Annotated in this window: 14 protein-coding genes and 1 tRNA gene; 3 read left to right on the top strand and 12 right to left on the bottom strand. The window is 38.2% G+C overall.

The window, feature by feature from the left end:
* Positions 1 to 119: 119 nt before the first annotated feature.
* The 5 genes from DW721_RS06145 to murB all read right to left on the bottom strand — a co-directional run bounded on the left by DW721_RS06145 (position 120) and on the right by murB (position 6756).
* A complete protein-coding gene (locus DW721_RS06145; RefSeq protein WP_118745179.1) occupies positions 120 to 3587 on the bottom strand; it encodes a DNA polymerase III subunit alpha in 3468 nt (1155 codons plus the stop codon).
* 86 nt (positions 3588 to 3673) lie between these two features.
* Positions 3674 to 3934: an HPr family phosphocarrier protein gene (locus DW721_RS06140; RefSeq protein ID WP_022015187.1), complete on the bottom strand. Its 261-nt coding sequence runs from the start codon at positions 3932 to 3934 to the stop codon at positions 3674 to 3676.
* A 38-nt stretch (positions 3935 to 3972) separates the two neighbouring features.
* Positions 3973 to 4935 carry a DNA-binding protein WhiA gene (whiA, locus tag DW721_RS06135; protein ID WP_055945815.1) on the bottom strand — a complete coding sequence of 321 codons (963 nt, stop codon included), beginning with the start codon at positions 4933 to 4935 and terminating at the stop codon, positions 3973 to 3975.
* Positions 4935 to 5813, bottom strand: coding sequence for an RNase adapter RapZ (gene rapZ / locus DW721_RS06130; protein ID WP_055945812.1), 879 nt, complete (start codon positions 5811 to 5813; stop codon positions 4935 to 4937). Before rapZ ends, whiA begins: the two co-directional genes overlap by 1 nt.
* A 16-nt stretch (positions 5814 to 5829) precedes the next feature.
* Positions 5830 to 6756: a UDP-N-acetylmuramate dehydrogenase gene (gene murB, locus DW721_RS06125; protein WP_022015184.1), complete on the bottom strand. Its 927-nt coding sequence runs from the start codon at positions 6754 to 6756 to the stop codon at positions 5830 to 5832.
* Positions 6757 to 7046: 290 nt separating this feature from the next.
* On the opposite strand from murB, the gene DW721_RS06120 reads away from it, so the two are divergent.
* From DW721_RS06120 to DW721_RS06110, 3 genes are all read left to right on the top strand, one after another.
* Positions 7047 to 7120, top strand: a tRNA-Arg gene (locus DW721_RS06120).
* Between the two features lie 183 nt (positions 7121 to 7303).
* A complete protein-coding gene (locus tag DW721_RS06115; protein WP_118745178.1) occupies positions 7304 to 8674 on the top strand; it encodes a potassium transporter TrkG in 1371 nt (456 codons plus the stop codon).
* A gap of 222 nt (positions 8675 to 8896) precedes the next feature.
* Positions 8897 to 9547 carry a TrkA family potassium uptake protein gene (locus DW721_RS06110; RefSeq protein ID WP_055945804.1) on the top strand — a complete coding sequence of 217 codons (651 nt, stop codon included), beginning with the start codon at positions 8897 to 8899 and terminating at the stop codon, positions 9545 to 9547.
* Between the two features lie 213 nt (positions 9548 to 9760).
* On the opposite strand, the gene fucO is transcribed toward DW721_RS06110, so the two are convergent.
* From fucO to prfB, 7 genes are all read right to left on the bottom strand, one after another.
* The gene (gene fucO / locus DW721_RS06105) at positions 9761 to 10909 is read right to left on the bottom strand and encodes a lactaldehyde reductase (protein WP_118745177.1); all 1149 of its coding nucleotides are present in this window, start codon (positions 10907 to 10909) and stop codon (positions 9761 to 9763) included.
* Between the two features lie 699 nt (positions 10910 to 11608).
* Positions 11609 to 13102 carry a chromate transporter gene (locus DW721_RS06100; RefSeq protein ID WP_022015180.1) on the bottom strand — a complete coding sequence of 498 codons (1494 nt, stop codon included), beginning with the start codon at positions 13100 to 13102 and terminating at the stop codon, positions 11609 to 11611.
* A 285-nt stretch (positions 13103 to 13387) separates the two neighbouring features.
* Positions 13388 to 14104 (bottom strand): adenylyl-sulfate kinase, encoded by a 717-nt coding sequence (gene cysC, locus DW721_RS06095; protein ID WP_022015179.1) that lies wholly within the window; start codon positions 14102 to 14104, stop codon positions 13388 to 13390.
* 66 nt (positions 14105 to 14170) lie between these two features.
* Positions 14171 to 16099: an aryl-sulfate sulfotransferase gene (locus tag DW721_RS06090; RefSeq protein WP_118745176.1), complete on the bottom strand. Its 1929-nt coding sequence runs from the start codon at positions 16097 to 16099 to the stop codon at positions 14171 to 14173.
* 7 nt (positions 16100 to 16106) lie between these two features.
* Entirely contained in the window at positions 16107 to 18488 is a 2382-nt protein-coding gene (locus DW721_RS06085; RefSeq protein ID WP_022015177.1) for a Tex family protein, read from the bottom strand.
* A gap of 171 nt (positions 18489 to 18659) precedes the next feature.
* Positions 18660 to 19874 (bottom strand): homoserine dehydrogenase, encoded by a 1215-nt coding sequence (locus tag DW721_RS06080; RefSeq protein WP_022015176.1) that lies wholly within the window; start codon positions 19872 to 19874, stop codon positions 18660 to 18662.
* A 15-nt stretch (positions 19875 to 19889) separates the two neighbouring features.
* Positions 19890 to 21009, bottom strand: a protein-coding gene (gene prfB / locus DW721_RS06075) for a peptide chain release factor 2 (protein ID WP_118500057.1) whose coding sequence is annotated in 2 segments (ribosomal slippage) — positions 19890 to 20933 and positions 20935 to 21009 — 1119 coding nt in all. Because the reading frame shifts where the segments join, the coding sequence is not laid out codon by codon here.
* Positions 21010 to 21024: the final 15 nt, after the last annotated feature.

Genomic DNA, 21024 nt, shown 5'->3' with positions numbered 1-21024 from the left:
GTATAGTACAATAAGTGTTGTCTGACACACAAAGTGCGTACAGTAACCGTAATCGTCCTTACATAAATTTTACTATTACTTATTCTCATTTATCCAACATAATTTTACGGCAAATCCAATTATTTTTCAATACTCTTTTCACGAATTGCGAGTGCCTCTTTCGGCATAAACTTAAAATTGTCATCTTTTACAAGTTTTCTCGCATCAACACCTCTGCTTTTTGGAAGTCTTTTAACCTGTTTTTCTTTTGCAACATATAGACATACTAAATCTTTTCCATCATATGGCAGGAGGTTTTTATATAATTCCTGTTCTTTATCAACAAACTCCTCCATATTTTCAAACCGTATCCACAATTCGCACGGTATTCTGTCAAAAGGTATTATATCACGGCAGATAAGTTTTGCTGCTCTGTTCTCCGATGTTTGAACCCTGCCCCTGACAAATATCTTCGCATCATCAGTAAGAAGCGGCTTAAGTCTCTCGTAATCCCTCGGAAATATTGTTATCTCTATAGTTCCATAAAGATCTTCAAGCTGTATATATGCCATAAGTTTGTTTGAGGATTTTGTAACTTTTACATTTTTATCTGCTATCATACCGCCGACAATAACATTCTGTCCGTCCTCGACTTTTGCAGATGACTCTTCATCATCCTCAGACACCATAAAGTCAAGAGATGTATTTGTGCAGTTTTTTTCCATAAGCTCCGTATAATCATTTAAAGGATGCCCACTTATATATATACCCAGAACTTCTTTTTCAAATCCCAAAAGTTCTTCTTTTGCATACTCATCAATTTCGGGATACTTTATCTCATTTGCTTTGTCAAGGTCATCATCACCCATATCAAAAAGTGACATCTGCCCTGCAATGGCATCTTTCTTTTCCCTGTTTACGGCATCTAACATAGAATCATAAACCATCATTTTCTGACGGCGGTTTCCGGGCATAGAATCAAGTGCCCCTGCTTTTATAAAGTTTTCTATCGTGTGCCTGTTTATCTCTTTTGAGGTGAGGCGCATCATAAAATCATGCATTGACTCAAATTTCCCGCCACGCTCTCTTTCCGCCACGATTGCTTCGATAACCGGCTCTCCTACACCTTTTATGGCTGACATTCCAAAGCGTATTGCCCCGTTTGCCACATGAAATCTGCTGAATCCCTCGTTTACATCGGGCGGCAGTATGTCTATACCAAGACTTTTACTGCTCATTATATATGAGATTACTTTTGCGGTATTGTCTTTTACTGATGTGAGAAGTGCCGCCATAAATTCAACGGGATAATAGCATTTTAAATATGCGGTCTGATATGACACGACTGCATATGCCGCTGCGTGTGATTTGTTGAAAGCATATTTGGCAAAATCTATCATCTCATCATATATCTTGTTTGCCGTTTTTTCATCTATTCCGTTTGCGATGCAGCCTTTTACACCCTCTTCCCCGTTGCCATACACAAAGTTTTTACGCTCTGCCTCCATGACTTTTGTTTTCTTTTTTGCCATCGCACGGCGCACGAGATCGCTTCGCCCGAAACTGTAGCCTGCAAGATTTCTTACTATCTGCATTACCTGCTCCTGATACACGATACAGCCGTATGTCGGTGCAAGTATCGGTTCAAGCTGTGGACAATCGTAAACTATGCTGTCACGGTTTGTCTTTCCGGCAATATATTTTGGTATAAAGTCCATCGGTCCGGGACGGTAAAGTGAGATACCTGCTATAACATCCTCCATGTTCTGAGGTTTAAGTTCTTTCATAAACTGCCTCATACCCGGACTTTCAAGCTGGAACACACCCTCTGTTTTTCCTGTTCCTATCATCTCAAACACTTTTTTGTCATCGTAATTTATATCCATCATAGTGTCATCGGCAAGTCCTGCCATGTGTGCCGCATTCTGGATAACGGTGAGTGTCCTAAGACCGAGAAAGTCCATCTTCAAAAGGCCAAGTTCCTCTAAGGTCGTCATGGTGTACTGCGTTGTTATTGTTCCGTCGGATGCCCTCGACAACGGTACAAACTCATCTACCGCCTCAGGACTTATAAGAACTCCCGCCGCGTGCATTGATGTGTGGCGTGGCAGTCCCTCAAGTCTCATAGACATATCTATAAGATTTTTTGCCTGCTCATCACTGTCATAAAGTGCTTTTAATTCAGGATTTTCCTTAAGTCCCTTTTCTATCGTAATACCAAGTTCCATAGGAATTGCCTTTGCCACAGTATCGACAAAATTAAGCGGCAGGTCTAATACTCTACCCACATCCCTTATGGCATTTCTCGCCGCCATAGTTCCAAATGTAACTATCTGAACAACACGGTCTTTTCCGTATTTTTCCATTACATATTTTATGACTTCAGGCCGTCTTTCATAACAAAAATCTATATCTATATCGGGCATTGTAACTCGCTCCGGATTTAGGAAACGCTCAAAGAGAAGGTCATACCTAAGCGGGTCTATATTTGTAATACCAAGTGTGTAGGATACGACACTTCCCGCTGCCGAACCTCGTCCCGGTCCTACGCTTATGCCGTGGTCCCTCGCATATTTGATAAAATCCCACACGATAAGGAAATAATCGACAAATCCCATTGTGTGGATTGTCTCAAGCTCATATTCAAGTCTCTCTTTAAGTTCTTTGTCAGGATTTCCATATCTTCTTACAAGTCCCTCATTACAGAGTTTATTTAGATATTCCCATGCCGTATAGCCGTCAGGTACATCGTACTGCGGCAGTTTGTAATTGCCAAATTCTATCTCGACATGACATCTATTTGCAATCTTTTCCGTATTTTCCAATGCTTCAAGTGCATACGGAAAAAGCTGTTTCATCTCGTCCTCAGACTTGAGATAATACTGACCACCGTCATATCTCATCCTGTCCTCATCGGTAACCTTTTTCTGTGTCTGTATGCAGAGAAGTATATCATGTGCTTTCGCATCATCAGCCATTATGTAGTGCACATCATTTGTCGCAACAAGTTCTATACCTGTCTCCTGACTCATCCTGAGCAATCCCTGGTTTACGGTCGCCTGATCCGGTATTCCATGATCCTGAAGTTCCAAAAAGAAATTGTCCTCTCCAAATATGTCCCTTAACCTGAGTGCTTCTTTTTTTGCCTCATCATAAAATCCCTGTCTTAAATTTGTTGCAACGATACCTGCAAGACAGGCACTCAAAGCGATAATTCCCTCATGAAACCGTTCAAGCACTTCATAATCCACTCTTGGCTTATAATAAAAACCCTCGGTAAATCCTCTTGAAACAATCTTCATAAGATTGGCATAACCTTTATCATTCTCTGCGAGCAGAACAAGATGATTATATCTGCCCTCGCCTTTGTCATTTTTCTTCTCAAATCTTGACCCCGGTGCAACATAAACCTCACAGCCTATGACCGGATTTATATCTGCCGCCTTTGCTGCCCTGTAAAAATCTATAACACCATACATATTTCCGTGATCTGTTATGGCAAGATTTTTCATACCAAGCTCCTTTGCCCTGTTCACAATCTCACCAATCTTGCAGGAACCGTCAAGCAGTGAATACTGTGTATGGACATGAAGATGCGTAAAACTCATGACTTTCCCCTTTCTAAATATAAAAAAGCGAACTATGCTGCCTAATGCAACCGTCCGCTTTAAACTTTATCTCAGGCAATACTTTTCTATGCATTGGCTGTGCTTAAGTACTTTACTATATCATCCATTGCTGTCTGCTCATCATCTCCATTGGCCGAAACTACAACTTCCTCGCCTGCCGTGAGTCCGAGTGTCATCATACCCATGATACTTTTTGCATTCACTTTTCTATCATCACACTCAACATAAATGCTGCTGTTGTACTGGCTTGCAACCTGAACCAATACGGCTACCGGTCTTGCCTCCAAACCATTTTGAAGCTGAATCTGAATCTTTTTTGTAATCATGTTGTTCCTCCTTTTATCAGACAGATTACTTAAAATTTTTATAAATTCATATTTTCCTTTTCCTGTCTGATTTCGTTTGCAATATTGCTTAGTTTTTTCAAACGGTGATTGACACCTGACTTGCTTATTGGTCTGTCAAGCATCTTTCCAAGTTCCTGCAGGGAACTGTCAGGATATTCAAGTCTCAACTCGGCTATCTCCTTTAGTCCGTCCGTAAGTGCACTAAACCCCCTATTACATTGAATATACTTAATATCTTCTATCTGCCTTGCAGCAGTATTTACTATTTTTGAAATATTTGCAGTTTCACAATTCACCTGCCTGTTGACAAAGTTGCGCACTTCTTTAACAATGCGTACATTTTCAAATTCCATAAGTGCCTTATGTGCTCCTATGACATTTAAAAAATCAACAATCTGTGCCCCCTCTTTTATATAGACGACCTGATATTTTTTTCTCTCGACTATCTTCGCATCAATTTCAAAACAGCTCATTGCTTCTTTTAACTGCTGTGCAAGTGAGACGCTTGTCACGGCTATCTCAAGATGATAGCCTTTTTGAGGGTTGGTAACTGAACCGGCAACCATAAATGCTCCACGCAGAAACGCCCGTTTACAGCAGGTGTTCCTGATTATAAGCTGATTTACGGCATTAAAATCTCCCCATGTGTCCTCATCACTTAAAAGTTTTATCGTTCTTAGCACTTCAAGTACATTTTCACTGTCTTTTATACAGATAAAATAGTTTTTTGAGCGAGCCATAAGATTGTGCGTTCTTATCATCACTTCCGGCGATATGTCAAACATGCACTTTAATAACATATAAGATTTCTTTGCAACTGTCAAGTTCTCTGTTCGCATTTCAATGTAATTTTCATTTTTAAAATCTCTTTTTATATGTCCCGTAAGTGCGAATATCACTGCAAGCTGGGCTATCTGACAATGTCTTCCTTTGTCATACTGTTTTCCAATTTCTTCCTTTACATCACTTGCAAACGACATTAATTTTCTCCCTTTGTTTTGGCATCCTTTTCTATATCCCTGTGCTCAACTTTAAGACTGTATGGAAGTTCCTGCATATGCTTTGCAAGTGCATTTGCAAGTGATACCGAACGATGCTTTCCTCCCGTACAGCCTATTCCTATAACAAGCTGGTTTTTCCCCTCAGTGATATAATTTGGAACAAGAAATTTTATCATATCAAATAATTTTTCATCAAATTCTTTTGCCTGTTCCGATTTCATAACATAATCATACACTTCAAAATCATTTCCCGTTTTTTTCTTTAACTCCGGAATATAGTACGGATTTGGTAAAAATCTCACATCAAAAACAAGGTCACAGTCTGCCGGTATCCCGTATTTAAATCCAAATGACAGTATCGTGATAAAAAAGTTCTGATACTCTTCGTTTTCTAAAAATATCTTGTCAATCTCCTGTTTGAGTTCACGCACCAGCATATGACTTGTATCCATAATATAGTCGGCGTGTTTTTTTATAAACTGGAGTTCTTCTCTCTCTGCCTCTATCGCTTTGTCAACCCTGCCTTGCAAGGCAAGAGGGTGATTTCTTCTTGTCTCTTTATATCTCTTAACTAGCACATTGCTGTCAGCATCAAGAAAAAGTATCTCATACGGATAGCCGTTTTCTCTCATTTCATTGAGTGTTTTATCAAGATGTGAAAGTCCCTCAAGATTTCTGATGTCTATACCAAGTGCCAGTTTTTCTATGCTGTCAGTTTCACATATAAACATTTTTGTAAGTTTTGGTATAAGTTTTACCGGAAGGTTATCTACACAAAAATATCCTATATCCTCAAGCATTTTAAGCACTGAGCTTTTCCCGGCTCCTGACATTCCCGTAACTATTACAAAACGCATATTCATCCTCATTTCTTTAACTCCATCCTAGTTTTCTTACTTCCATTTCAAGTATGACTCCAAACTTTTTCTCTACTTCTTCTCTTACATGAGTTATAACAGCTTTTGCTTCCTCGCAGGTTCCACCGCCGACATTTACGACAAATCCACAATGCTTCTCTGACACCATGACATTTCCGACACGGTAACCTCTTAGCCCTGCATCATCGACAAGTTTTCCGGCAAAATATCCCTCCGGTCTTTTAAATGTACTTCCGGCACTTGCATATTCAAGCGGCTGTTTATCCCGTCTCCTTGTCGAAAAATCTTTCATCTTTGCAAGTATTTCCTCTTTTTTGCCCTTCTTTAAAGCAAATTCAGCTGATAAAACTACAAGATTTTTTTTCTGTATTATACTGTTTCTATATGAAAGTTCTAATTCTTTATTTGTCATTTTCACGACACTTCCATCCTCCATAAGAACATCCGCACTGACTATTACATCTTTAATCTCGCCCCCGTATGCTCCCGCATTCATCGAAACCGCTCCGCCTATACTTCCCGGTATTCCCCCTGCAAATTCAAATCCTGTAAGGGAACTTTCAGAAGCAAGAACTGCTGCTCTTGAAAGCATCACGCCTGCCTGTGCATAGATATATGTCATATCGCCATCTTCTTTTTCTATATTAAGTTCCTTTAAGTTTTCCGTAGAAACTACTATCCCATTATATCCCTCATCTGCAACTAAAAGATTACTTCCGTTACCTAGAATAAAATATTCCTGTTCTTCTTTTTTAAGTAATTCTATTGTGTTTATTATCTTATCTATATTATCAGGACTGACAAATACCCTTGCCGGGCCTCCTATCCTGAATGTAGTATGTCTGCTCATCGCTTCTGACTCAGAAACACACTGTTCTCCATTTATATCAATAAGTTTTTTTACGATTTCAGTTTCAGCCATGCTGACCTCCAATTTTTTAAATGCATTTATATCACTTTTTGTGAAACTATTATATGTTTTGTTAATTCTGCAGCCATAACAAATACTAATTTATAATCCTCTTATATTTATATCACATTGCCGGTATTAGTTGCAAGTTTTTACGAGCAGGCTGAACTTACACTTTTTATGGCTGAACTGTTACCAATATTTTTTAAAATTTTTTCAAAATAAGTGTTGACTTTTTATTTTATATGGGGTATAGTATAACTCGTCGGTGCGAAGCGACAACAGTTAAATAACTTAAATATGTGCGCGTAGCTCAGCTGGATAGAGCGTCTGACTACGGATCAGAAGGCCGGGAGTTCGAATCTTCTCGCGCACGTTGATTATCCTCGTATTATGAATGTCATGATATGGGGATTTTTTGTTACTGATAATTTGTTATTGCTTATCCTGCTGTGCGATTGATAACGATAATTCACAATTTTTACTGTCAATGCAGCAGTCATTTAAAATTGCAAAAGTAACTCATTGTATTTTTGCAATTTGCGAAAGTGAGGTTTGTATGTTCCAGACTTTAAATAAGGAGCTTTCTACTACCCAGATAATAGCACTTGGTTTTCTAGGTACTATTTTTATAGGTGCCTTGATACTCTGTCTTCCATTTTCCTCGGCAGATGGAAATTTCACTCCGTTTATTGATGCCCTATTTACATCAACTACTTCCGTCTGCGTGACCGGACTTGTTGTTGTAAATACAGCAACCCACTGGAGTCTTTTTGGCAAGATAGTCATTCTCATACTTATCCAGCTAGGCGGACTGGGGATAGTCTCCTTTGTCACCGGAATAATGATGGTTGCAGGAAGCCGCATTACATTGAGCGACAGGCTTCTCCTTGAAGATGCACTCAACTTAAGCACTCTCAAAGGGCTTGTCCGCTTTTTAAAATTTATTTTCAGAGGTACTTTTATTATAGAAATAATCGGTGCAATCTGCTACAGTTTCGTTTTCGTTCCCAATTTCGGTCTGATAAAAGGACTGTGGTTTTCCATATTTCATGCTGTTTCCGCTTTTTGTAATGCCGGTATTGACCTGCTCGGTGCAAACAGCCTTGAACCTTATATTTCAAATCCGTGGATAAATTTTGTAACGATGTTTCTTATTATTTCAGGCGGAATAGGTTTTATCGTGTGGATGGATTTAAAAGCTGCCATTAAAAATTATTTTCAGAATAAAATTTCTGTTAAAAAAAGTTTGCAAAAATTAAGACTTCACACAAAGATAACACTTATAACAACTGCTATCCTTATCTTAGGTGGTGCATTACTTATATTTGTCCTTGAATATACAAATACTGACACGATTGGTAAACTGAGCTTTTTTGATAAGATAGTTGCAAGCCTTTTTCAATCGGTCACATTAAGGACTGCCGGATTTGCAACATTTTCACAGTCGGGCTTAAGACACGGAACTGTGCTTCTTTGTTACTTTTTGATGTTTATCGGTGGTTCTTCAATAGGTACGGCTGGCGGAATAAAAACAACAACCGTTGCCACATTATTTTTAAGCACCCGTGCCATTGTAAAAGGAAAGACACATCTTGTCGTTTTCAGGAAAAACATACCACACCAGACGGTCACAAAAGCACTTGCCGTAACAATGGTCAGCATATCATTCCTGCTGCTTGCATCTGTCGGACTATATCAGGCAGAGGGTGGCTCAATGGTCGATGTTGTCTACGAAACCACAAGTGCGATAGCAACCGTAGGTCTTACAAGAGATTACACCTCAAAGCTTCACCTCTTAGGCAAGCTTATAATAATAATATGTATGTATCTCGGCAGGATAGGACCAATCTCGATGGTTATCTTCTTCAATAAAGAAAGAAAAAATGACTTTGTTTCTTTCCCTCATGAAGATATAAATGTCGGCTGATACTTATAATATAATTTATGCTTTTTGCTGCCTTATGTACTGTTAAGAGTGACAGGCAGCGAAAGTGTGCCTGCGGCATTATTTGTTATATTTGTGCAATTAGCACAACATACAATTAGTTTCGCAACATGCCAGCACACTAGCTAGTACATTAAAATTTACTCTCGGTATCTTCTCAAAACGAATACTTTCGAGAGCACATTAAACAACAAGGAGGAACTCATGGAAAAATCATTTGCCGTTATCGGACTTGGAAAATTTGGACGAAGCGTTGCCATCGAACTTGCAAATACAGGTGCCGATGTTCTCGCTGTTGATATAGATAAAGAGCGTGTCCACTCTGTTGCCAACTTTGTCACCTGTGCAGTTGCTGTCGATATAAGGGATACAGAAGCAATGGATACTCTCGGTCTTTCTAATATGGATGCTGTTGTCGTTGCAATCACTGAAAAACTTGATATAAGTATTCTTGCGACAATTTATGCTAAAGATGCCGGTGTCAAAACCGTAGTATGCAAGGCTCAGGATGAAACACATAAAAAAATACTTGAAAAACTTGGAGCAGACCAGACAATAATGCCAGAACAGGAAACCGGAATCCGTCTTGCAAGGAAACTCTCCAACAGGCGTGTTATTAATTTTATGGAAATATCTGACAAACTTAAAATGGTGGAGATTGATGTCAAGCCAAACTGGATAGGAAAATCTCTTATGGAACTCGACCTAAGAAAAAAAGAAAACCTGAATGTAATTGCCGTAAGACAGGATACATCATCTGAATACGAGGTAAACCCGTCACCTGATATAAGACTGACCGATAAGATGACTATGCTTATCACCTGTGAGGTGAAAGACCTTGATAATCTATTATAATTTTTTGTATATAAAGGGATATTTAAATAATTATGAAAGTCCCTCTGTATAATAACAGCCAGACAATAGTCATAACTACATTTTACAGTATTACAGCCTATAAGCATTGCATTTAATATACATTTCTTATAGGCTGCAATCGTCACTGTTTACACCATAAGTTTCTATATAATCCTCTACGCATAAACAGCTATATTTATTTAATTTTCTAATTTAGATAAGTGACTCATAAAGTTTTGTTATATCTTCTACACTTGTCTCCTTTGGATTGCCAGGACGGCACGCATCGTCATATGCTGACTGTGCAAGGAATGGTATATCCTCTCTCTTTACGATTTCTTTAAGGTCTGCAGGTATTCCAACATCTTTTGAGAGCTGTTTTACTGCATCTACTGCTGCCTTTCTGTACTCTTCCTGAGACATATTCTCCGTGCCTTCAACTCCCATAGCCTTTGCTATGTCACGGTATTTCTCTCCTGTAGCTTCTGCATTGTACTCCATAACAGTAGGAAGAATTATGGCATTTGCAATACCGTGTGGTGTATCATAAAGTGCACCGAGCGGATGTGCCATACTATGTACTATACCAAGTCCGACATTTGAAAATCCCATACCTGCAACATACTGACCGAGAGCCATACCCTCTCTGCCCTCAGGTGTATTGTCAACTGCTCCTCTGAGTGAGCGTGATATGATTTCGATAGCTTTCAGATGGAACATATCAGAAAGTTCCCATGCACCTGCCGTAATATATCCCTCGATAGCATGAGTGAGTGCATCCATACCTGTCGCTGCCGTAAGTCCCTTAGGCATAGATGACATCATGTCAGGGTCCACAAAAGCAACAACCGGAATATCCTTAGGGTCTACACAGACCATCTTTCTGTTTTTCTCAGCGTCAGTTATAACATAGTTTATAGTAACCTCTGCCGCAGTTCCTGCTGTCGTAGGCACCGCAAGGATAGGCACTGATTTATTCTTTGTAGGAGCAACTCCCTCAAGACTTACAACATCGGCAAAATCAGGATTGTTGATGATGATACCGATAGCCTTTGCCGTATCCATAGAAGAACCTCCACCGATAGCTATAAGATAATCTGCACCGGACTTCTTAAATGCTTCAACACCTGTCTGAACATTTTCAATAGTTGGATTTGGCTTGATATTTGAATACAGCTCATAATCAAGACTGTCTTTCTCAAGAACATCAAGAACTTTCTTTGTAACACCAAACTTCACAAGATCAGGGTCGGAACAAACAAAAGCTTTCTTGTACCCTCTTGACTTAACCTCCGTAGCAATCTCTGCAATAGCACCGGCTCCATGATAAGATGTCTCATTTAAAATAAAACGATTTGCCATAATTTATCTACCTCCTGTATAAATGTATATCAGGTAATCACGAAACTAATCATTTGTTTTATAAATTACAATGTTATAATCACATAATTTAATAATATGATGTCAGTGTACTGTATCATTGATACAATCAACCAGTTTCGCAAACACCTAAAATATATGTAACGATATTTTTGTATAAAATCACTAATCATTTAAACATAACCAGCAAATTTATATATACATTATACAAAACATTTATTCAAAAATCAATAAAAAAATGAGCTTGAATAAAACCTTCATTAGCACACAAAAAACTTAACTTTACAACAAAAAAATTTATTAACATATGAACAAATTTTACAACAAAAACTTCATTGTCGCACGAAAAACTTAACTTTACAGCAAAAAAACTTTATTAATATATGAACAAATTTTACAGCAAAAACTTCATTAGCACACAAAAAAACTTTAACTTTACAGCAAAAAAATTTATTAACATATGAACAAATTTTACAACAAGAACTTCATTGTCGCACGAAAAACTTAACTTTACAACACCCAGACAAAAATAAGGATTATTATCATGACCGAAGGGCGTTTGAACAACGCCGGTACTTAAGGTGCGTTTTTTGCACCTTTATGTACCGCTGCGTTGTTCTCCGAGCGAAAGCGTCCCTGAGCGCATAATAATAATCCTTATTTTTGTCGTCACTGATATTGTTAAATCAAAATCCCATTGCAAAGTGCAATTCCAAGTACTGCCGATATAAGTATAAGTATTCCGTTACCTGCCTTTGCCTTGAGCATAAGCACCAGATTTACAAAATAAATAACAAATGTAATGATAAGTGTCGTAACCACACTTCCTCCTATAGCTGTTCCTGTTTCTATATTCTGGTATATCATTGATACCATGACATTTAGCAAAAGTCCTGCTATTATCGGTCTTATCCATCTTCCGATAAGCTTAAATACTGCTATTCCCTCAAATTTTTCATAGAGGTAATATATTATACAAAATACTATTCCTGATGCTGCAACACTGCACGCAAATCCTGCAAGTGCTACCGCATATCCCTGAAGTACACTGCCGTCTATGTCAAAACCGATAAAGTAACCGATTCCGGCAAGTGTCTTACAGAGGATAGAACCCGGAAGTACATTTACTATTGAAACGAGCTGGCTGTAAAATTCATTTTCCTTTATCATTCCGGTACTTACAAACATACCGTCTGCTACTGATAAATAAGCATCACCGCCACCGAAAGATATTATTGATGATGCAAATCCTCTAAACAGATAAATCCATGTGTCTTTTGTTATGATAAATGCCGGTATTGAAAGTATTATTATAAATAATAACCATGTTATCATCTCTTTTGAAAATCCTGCCGCTGTGAGCCTGTGTCCTGCCTTTTCAAGCTCTTCTTCGGATCTTTTACCTTTGCTCATACCATATCTCGTACAAACATATAGTCCATGTATTGCAAGTATGAACATAAATATCTTTAACCCTGTCTCAAGATAAATATTCTGTATTATACCTGCTTTTCCTACACAAAGTATATATAATATAATGGTAATTCCTGAAACAAGTGTATTTTTTATGTTAAATCTGCAATGTGTATAAAATATTCCAAAAAATGCAATTCCAAGAACTTGAACCGTTGAAAGTCCAAATACAGGTGTTTCTTTTATGCCAAGTATATTGTAAACAGATTTTCCGCATGATAATATAAAAACAGCTATCATTATAACAAATGCCCTGCCAAATCTTTTTACAGACTCTTTCTTTGCTTCCTGCATACTCTTTACAGCATATTGTGTAAGAAGGCAGCTTATAAATGCTGTAAGACCGATAGAAAGACACTCTATCTGCACAAAAAGTTTTTCGTCAACCTTTGACAAAACTGATAACATAAGTACGGTCATAAGCACACCCGGAAAAGCCATAAGGAATGCAGCAAGTGCCATACCCTTAGCTCCATATGCACGCTTTCCAAGACCTGTAGCAATCTCGACCGGTAAAGCACCCGGAGTAATACTTGCCACGATTACATCCTTGTCATATTCACTTTTTTCAACTATTTTCTGGTCTTCAACAACTTCTCTTTCAATAACAGGGATTAAAGCAGTTCCGCCACCGAAACCAACCACACCTATTTTGAAGATTGAAGCCATCAGTTTTAATTCTTTTTGTATCTCTGCCTTCATATTCTTTAATTCCTATCTTTTTTCTATATCATATAGGATTACTATGAATAAAGCAAGCCTATTTACAAATTTTCTCACTTTTATTACAAAATCAAATATTTGTTTGTGTTTTTATAACATTTAGTGATAATTCATAAAATATATCAAACAACTAATACTGTTCACTCACATAACATTTACTGTCATGCTATGTTTTCTCATAAGGTATATAAAATAAAACAGCATATGATTTCTGCCTAAGAACCATATACTGCCTTTTTTTATAAATTCGGAAAACAGTTCTTATCATAAATACTTCTTTAATCTCGAAAAAATATACTCTACAGTTTCTTCTATACTTTTTCCTGTAGTATCTACTTCAATATCAGGATTTTCAGGCTCCTCGTAAGGACTTGATATTCCCGAAAAATCGGCTATCTCACCTGCTCTTGCTTTTTTATATAAGCCCTTTACATCCCTTTTCTCACATTCCTCTAATGGAGTACTGATGTAAATTTCTATAAAACTGTCTTTTCCTACTATTTCTTTTGCATTTCTTCTATCTTTTCTAAATGGAGAAATAAATGATGTGAGTACTATAAGCCCTGCATCATTCATCAGTTTTGATACCTCAGCTATACGCCTGATATTTTCTACTCTGTCCGCTTCGCTGAATCCCAGATTTTTGTTCAGTCCCATCCTGACATTGTCCCCGTCAAGTACCATTGTCTTTTTACCGTAAATAAATAATCTTTTCTCAAGCTCATTTACTATTGTCGATTTGCCTGAACCTGACAAGCCCGTAAGCCATATCGTCTTTGGCTGCTGCCCTAACTGTTTTGCACGCACATCTTTTGTTATATCCATGCTGTGCCATGTTAGATTTCTCTCGGTATCAACATTTTTCTTTAGCTCTTTTTTATCAAATGCTTCTGTATCCGAATATCCGGTCCCACCCAAAATATCCTGCATAAAACAAATTCCATCTGTCTCTTTTGCAGAAAAATCTGATAAATTATCCATTTCTTCCTCCATAAATAATTTATTGCCGCAATTCCTATAAACTATACAGTTGTAAATTACAGCCCATTATTTTACTATGCGTATCTCATTTTTTAGTTTATGCACCTCATCATTATATTCTACATACACATGATATTCGTCCTTTGCAAACTCCTTTAAAGGTATCGCAAAGCTTTCCTTTTTATCTTTAAAAGCAACATTTTCCATATCTTTAACATATGCATTGTGCTCACCGATAAAATAAATCCTGTCAACTGCTCCCGGTCTCATATTGCAAAGAAATAATTCATCGCATATTCTTCCATGGCCAAAATAATAACCCTCTGTTTTTTCTTTTGACAATACCGGCAGTTCACCAGCGAATTTTTCTAGTGGATTAAGTTTTCCAAATATCACATTATCATTCTTTTCCATTGATATGCAGAATTCTTTTATATCAGGTGCAAATATCCATGCACTTGAAAATACTTTTCTGATTTTTGAACCATGAAGTTTTTCTCCAGTGCCTGCATCAATTTCCTGGATAATGCTGTGCACATCATCCGTCTGCTCTCTCAGGTATCCCTGTGCAACAAGAAGATATTTTTCATCTTCAGAATGGATAACTCTTGAAAATCTAAGCGAACTTAACACCTCCGTCTGTTCACTTACCCTGTATGACATATCCTTTTCGTCTATATCTATTATCTTCACCATAGAATTTTTGGTGGAGCGTTTTCCTCCGGGCACAATGACTTTTCCATCATATTTAACAACATTTCTTATATCAAACAATACGATTTTCTTTTTGTCCCCATTGTCCTCCATAAGTGATGTGTATTCTGGAAATGAGCATACAGGTATAACGGCTTCCCCTTCTCTATGCTCTGACTTGTCTTTAAGCACATACTTACTCACATCGCTGTCCTGCCATACTTTTGGCGGTGCGATTATCCAGTCAGGCTTTAACTCTTTCCAGTCAATGCTTATTATAGAGTTAAGTCTTTTTGCCGTTATAAGTATCCTGCCGTCATTGTATTCTATGTTTGATGTGTCGATCCAGTTGTCATACACTCTGTATTTGTCACCGACAATACTGTGAATATCACAATATTTTATAAGTTCTCCTGTTTTTAGATTAAGCTCTGCTATCCTGTCAGATAAATGTCCATCATCAGATGCAGTAACAAAGAAAAGTGAATCTCCATGCTGTGTTATGGCTCTTCCTATCCTGTATTCAAGAAGATATGTCCTATACACTCTGCCCATATAATCCATCTCATGGTATCTGCACGGAGTGACCCTGCCGTATTTGTCAATCCTGTTTGCAGTCTTGTCCACAAGCAGAAAATGACCGTTTGCAAGCGGTATCATACCAAGCTTTCCTGTTTTTATCTGAATAGAATATCTGACATCTCCGTTTCTGTCTATTGCAACCGGGCTGCCTATCGCAGTATTAAGTATTATAAAGCCAAATTGTGACATTTTCGTGTCAGTTTCTGAAACCATATTCCTTATATTTTCCTGAATAGGCGAAACATATATCTGAATGACTCTGTGCTTTATTGTCTCGCCGTTTTTATCTACAAGGCTTAAGTCAATTTTATTATTTCTGCCGCCATACAAGCCAAGTATCGGAACTCTGTGTCTTGTCGTGTACTCTGTCTCGCCTGTAAAATCGCAGTCCGGAGTGTCACCTATAACTCTATACACAACTTTACATTCTTTTGAAGAATTGAATAAAATAAGTGCCGTCTGTTTTGCAAGTCCATATGGATTTGGTATGACAAGCAGATATTTAAATGTGTAAAGATGCCTGTCAAGAATTTTTTCAAAAGCATAATCTCTGACCTGTGCCTGAAAACTTTTCTGCATCTCTTTCTTGAAAGGTGACATTACTCTTTTTTCTTTTCTCTCAAAAACTTCTGTCTCATACATCCTGTCAAGTTTGTTCAAATCACTTACGCTGTAAGTCATTTTGCCGCCATTTTTTACTTCCACAAATAATTTTTTCATAAATAAATTAGCCTTTCATCTTCATTGTAAGCTGAATCCTCTTTTTTTCAAGATCAACACTCATAACTTTGACATCAACTATATCTCCGACACTGACTACATCGAGCGGATGTTTAACAAATCTGCTGTCTGAAAGTTCCGATATATGAACAAGTCCGTCCTGGTGGACTCCTATATCCACAAATGCACCAAAATCAATAACATTTCTGACCGTTCCCTTAAGTATCATCCCCGGTTTTAAATCTTTCATTTCAAGTACATCGGTGCGAAGTATCGGCTTTGGCATCTCATCACGCGGATCTCTGCCCGGCTTTTCAAGTTCTTTTACTATGTCTGCAAGCGTTATCTCACCTATACCGAGTTCCTCTGCCATCTTTGCCTTGTCTTTTATGCGGTACTCAATGCTGTTTTTAGCATTTTTTCCACTTCCTGCAAAACTGTCCCTGCTGTTTTTAGAATTATTTCCAGCATCCTCAAATTCGATACCTGCACCGTCACCTAATGCTTTCATAAGTGCCGCACCAAATGCTGAATTTTTATTTTTTACAACAAAATCTTTCTTCTTTTTCTTTCTCTCAGGCTTTGTGTTTTGTGCATTTTTTTTATGCTCAATATTCTTTGCAGCCTCAGTCTGTATCTCTTTTAATTCTTCCTGTGATATGCCAAGTTTTTCAAGAAGTGCCTCGGCGGCATCATATGACTCCGGATGAACGCTTGTCGCATCAAGCGGATTGTCTCCACCCTCTATCCTCAAAAATCCCGCACATTGTAAAAATGCCTTTGGTCCGAGTTTGGCAACTTTCAAAAGCTGCTTTCTGTTTGTAAACTTACCGTTTTCCTCTCTGTATATAACTATGTTTTTAGCTATAGCCTTGCTTATACCTGATATATACTCAAGAAGCGAAGCTGACGCTGTGTTTATGTCAACACCAACCCTGTTTACGCAGTCTTCAACAACTCCCGTAAGTGTTTCCTCAAGTTTTTTCTGGTTCATATCATGCTGATACTGACCGACACCTATGGATTTTGGATCTATTTTTACAAGTTCTGCAAGCGGGTCCTGAAGTCTTCTCGCTATCGAAGCTGCACTTCTCTCACCGACATTAAGTTCCGGAAATTCTTCCGTTGCAAGTTTGCTTGCTGAATAAACGGATGCCCCGGCCTCATTTACGATGATATACTGAACCGGCTTATTTATCTCTTTTAACATCTCCGCGATTATAAGCTCAGACTCCCTTGATGCAGTTCCGTTTCCTACTGATATAAGAGATATATCGTACTTATCAATAAGTTTCTTAACAGTTTTCTTTGTCTCCTCGACCTTATTCTGTGGTTCTGTAGGAAATACTACTGTCGTGTCGAGAACTTTTCCCGTACTGTCAACCACCGCAAGCTTACATCCTGTTCTGAAAGCCGGGTCCCAGCCAAGAACATTTCTTCCCTTAATAGGCGGCTGCATAAGAAGCTGTTCGAGATTTTTTCCAAAGACTTTTATCGCTCCGTCCTCAGCTTTTTCAGTAAGTTCATTTCTTATCTCACGCTCTATCGCAGGTGCTATAAGTCTTTTGTAACTGTCCTCTATAGTGTCCGCAAGTATCTCGTTTGTGTTTGCATTGTCGTTTGTTATAACCATCTTTTTAAGGTAAGTGATTATCCGCTCCTCAGGTGCTTCGATTTTTACGGTGAGAAACTTTTCTTTTTCTCCCCTGTTTATCGCCAATATCCTGTGACCTGCTATCTTGTCGAGTTTTTCCTGAAATTCGTAATACATTTCATAAACAGATTTTTCTTTTTCATCTTTAGCATTAGATATAAGTAAGCCCTCCTGCATCGTTATATTCCTTATATATATACGATAATCCGCATTGTCAGATATTATCTCGGCTATTATGTCTTTTGCTCCAGAAATGGCATCCTCAGGCGTTGCAATCTCTTTTTCCTCTGAAACATAGTCCATTGCAAGTGTTTCTACAGACTCTGATGCAGCCTGCTCAAAGATTATATCAGCGAGCGGTTCAAGACCTTTTTCTTTTGCTATTGTTGCCCTTGTTCTTCTCTTTGGTCTGTACGGCCTGTATAGGTCATCAACCACAACCTGTGTCTGTGCCTGCTCTATCTGCTTTTTAAGCTCCTCTGTGAGTTTTCCCTGCTCTTCAATGCTTGCAATCACCTGTGCTTTCTTTTCTTCAAGATTTCTAAGATAAGTCAGTCTCTCATTAAGATTTCTAAGCTGTTCATCATCAAGAGAACCGTGTGCTTCCTTTCTATATCTTGCGATAAAAGGAATCGTATTTCCCTCATCTATAAGTTTGATAACGGCTTCTACCTGCCATTTTTTTATCTCAAGTTCCTCGGCAATCTTTGCCGCAATATCTAATTTGTTATCCATGATAATCTCCATTTCTATGCACATTTTCTGCCCATAAACAGTGTTCCTGTCCACACCTATATATAGCAGGAAACACCTTTTCTCTAAACACACAACAGACGGCTATAAAATAGCCGCCTGTTGTAAATATATAAACGATTAAATTTTTCCGTGCTAACTATTTTGTATGTTTTACGCATCAAAACGAATCTTATTTATAACACTGCCAATCTCTTTTGCAGCATTTTCATATACTGCTTCAGTGATATCTTTTGTTACAAAACCTGTCTCATCATCATAACCTGCATCAACAAACTCAACCTCGCCGAATAATTCTTTTATCTTTGCTTCGTTATCAGCTTTGTTTCCTGATACTCTTACAAAGAATTTAGAAACTACTTCATCCATAGGCATAAGCTCAAGTTTCTCATCTGACCAGATGACATTGATGTTATTGTCAAGATTTTCTGATGCCTCCATAATATCAGAAACAACCGCACTTGCTGTTGCAAGCTTACCTGCTCCCTGACCATAAAACATTACATCCCCGACCATGTTTCCTTTTACAAGGATAGCATTAAACACTCCGTCAACACTGTAGAGTGGATGGTCATGTGTGATAAGTTTTGGTGCTACCATCGCACTTACTTTATCCCCTGCTAATTTACTTGAACCAAATATCTTAACTTTTGCCTTAAGCTTTGCAGCATATTTAATATCCCTGTCAGTTATCTTTGTGATACCCTCTGTATAAATATCCTCAAAGTCAAGCTGCTTTCCATATGCAAGTGATGTGAGAATAGCAATCTTACGGCACGCATCATATCCCTCAACATCTGCCGTCGGATCAGCTTCCGCATATCCTTTTGCCTGTGCATCCTTAAGAACTGAGTCAAAGTCAGAACCGTTTTCTGTCATCTCAGTAAGAATAAAGTTTGTTGTACCGTTTAAGATACCTGAAATCTCATCTATCTCATCAGGAGCTAAAGATGTCTGAAGTGGTCTTATGATAGGAATACCACCACCTACACTTGCCTCAAATAAAAAGTTTACATTTTTATCTCTTGCAATCTGTAAAAGTTCGGTACCAAATGAAGCAACAAGTGCTTTGTTTGATGTTACGACATTTTTTCCTTTAAGAAGACTTGCCTTAACAAATTCATATGCAGGATGAAGTCCTCCCATTGTTTCGACAACAATCTTTACTTCATCGTCATTTTCAAGGATTGAGAAATCATGCACAACATATTTTTCTGCCGGATCTCCCGGAAAATCCCTGAGGTCAAGTACATATTTTACTTCTATATCCTGACCTGCTCTCTTTGATATTATATTGCTGTTTTTATCTAATATCTCAAAAACACCTGAACCTACTGTACCATATCCTAATATTCCTACTTTTACCATCTCATCCTCCATCTCTTAGTTCTGTTTGTCTGTCGATGTAATCCATGCAAGATATGCATTTATAAACGGATCAAGATTTCCATCCAGCACTCCTGCCACATTACTTACTTCCTGACCTGTTCTGTTGTCTTTTACCATAGTGTAAGGCTGCATTACATATGAACGAATCTGACTGCCCCAGCCGTTATCCTTGACCTCGCCACGGATACCGCTCGCCTTTTCAAGCTGCTCCTGTTGTTTAAGCATATAGAGCTTTGCCTTAAGCATCTGCATGGCTTTATCTTTATTCATATGCTGGGAACGCTCATTCTGACACTGTACCACGATTCCGGTTGGAAAATGCGTGATTCGTATTGCCGATGAGGTCTTGTTTATATGCTGTCCACCTGCACCACTTGAACGATATGTATCTATCCTGATATCATCATCTGCAATCTCGACATCAAGATCCTCCTCTATATCAGGCATCACATCACATGATACAAAAGAAGTCTGTCTTTTTCCTGCCGCATTGAACGGAGAAATCCTAACAAGACGGTGCACACCGTGTTCTGATTTCAGATAACCATACGCATTTTCACCGTCTATTTGCAATGTAACTGATTTGTAGCCGGCCTCATCACCGTCAAGAAAATCTATCATCTCAACATTGAAACCTTTTTTCTCAGCCCACCGCTGGTACATTCTGCATAGCATACTCGCCCAGTCGCAGCTCTCTGTTCCGCCTGCTCCTGCATGAAGCGTAAGTATAGCATTGCATTTATCATATTCACCACTTAATAATGTCTCTATCCTGAGTGCATTATATTCTTCCTCAAAGGCATTAAACGACTCCTCCACCTCAGGCAGAAGACTTGCATCATTTTCCTCCTCGGCTATGTCTATAAGTGTAAGTGTATCATCTTTGTCATTGCAAAGTTTCTCATATCTCTCGATAGTCGTCTTTAACTTTTTACAATCCTGAACAACTGCTGCCGATTTATTTGGATCATCCCAAAATCCCGGCTCTTCCATAGTATGCTCTAACTCTTCGACTCTGTCACGCTTATTAGCTAAGTCAAAGTGAGTTCCCCATTTCAAGCAGTGGTTCATCGTAATTTGATAATGCTATCCTGATATTATCAAATTCTACCATCAACTCACCTCTTTC

Source organism: Clostridium sp. AM27-31LB (assembly GCF_003480745.1).
GTDB lineage: Bacteria > Bacillota > Clostridia > Lachnospirales > Lachnospiraceae > Butyribacter > Butyribacter intestini.
The sequence above is the reverse complement of the archived record's forward strand: the minus strand, read 5'-3'. Positions and strand labels throughout refer to the sequence as shown.

Coding starts and splice junctions, on each gene's coding strand:
- murB (WP_022015184.1), bottom strand. CDS start 6,756: ATGGCTGAAACTGAAATCGTAAAAAAACTTATTGATATAAATGGAGAA.
- cysC (WP_022015179.1), bottom strand. CDS start 14,104: ATGGATAATTTATCAGATTTTTCTGCAAAAGAGACAGATGGAATTTGT.
- DW721_RS06090 (WP_118745176.1), bottom strand. CDS start 16,099: ATGAAAAAATTATTTGTGGAAGTAAAAAATGGCGGCAAAATGACTTAC.
- DW721_RS06115 (WP_118745178.1), top strand. CDS start 7,304: ATGTTCCAGACTTTAAATAAGGAGCTTTCTACTACCCAGATAATAGCA.
- rapZ (WP_055945812.1), bottom strand. CDS start 5,813: ATGCGTTTTGTAATAGTTACGGGAATGTCAGGAGCCGGGAAAAGCTCA.
- DW721_RS06085 (WP_022015177.1), bottom strand. CDS start 18,488: ATGGATAACAAATTAGATATTGCGGCAAAGATTGCCGAGGAACTTGAG.
- DW721_RS06100 (WP_022015180.1), bottom strand. CDS start 13,102: ATGAAGGCAGAGATACAAAAAGAATTAAAACTGATGGCTTCAATCTTC.
- fucO (WP_118745177.1), bottom strand. CDS start 10,909: ATGGCAAATCGTTTTATTTTAAATGAGACATCTTATCATGGAGCCGGT.
- DW721_RS06110 (WP_055945804.1), top strand. CDS start 8,897: ATGGAAAAATCATTTGCCGTTATCGGACTTGGAAAATTTGGACGAAGC.
- DW721_RS06145 (WP_118745179.1), bottom strand. CDS start 3,587: ATGAGTTTTACGCATCTTCATGTCCATACACAGTATTCACTGCTTGAC.
- DW721_RS06140 (WP_022015187.1), bottom strand. CDS start 3,934: ATGATTACAAAAAAGATTCAGATTCAGCTTCAAAATGGTTTGGAGGCA.
- whiA (WP_055945815.1), bottom strand. CDS start 4,935: ATGTCGTTTGCAAGTGATGTAAAGGAAGAAATTGGAAAACAGTATGAC.
- DW721_RS06080 (WP_022015176.1), bottom strand. CDS start 19,874: ATGGTAAAAGTAGGAATATTAGGATATGGTACAGTAGGTTCAGGTGTT.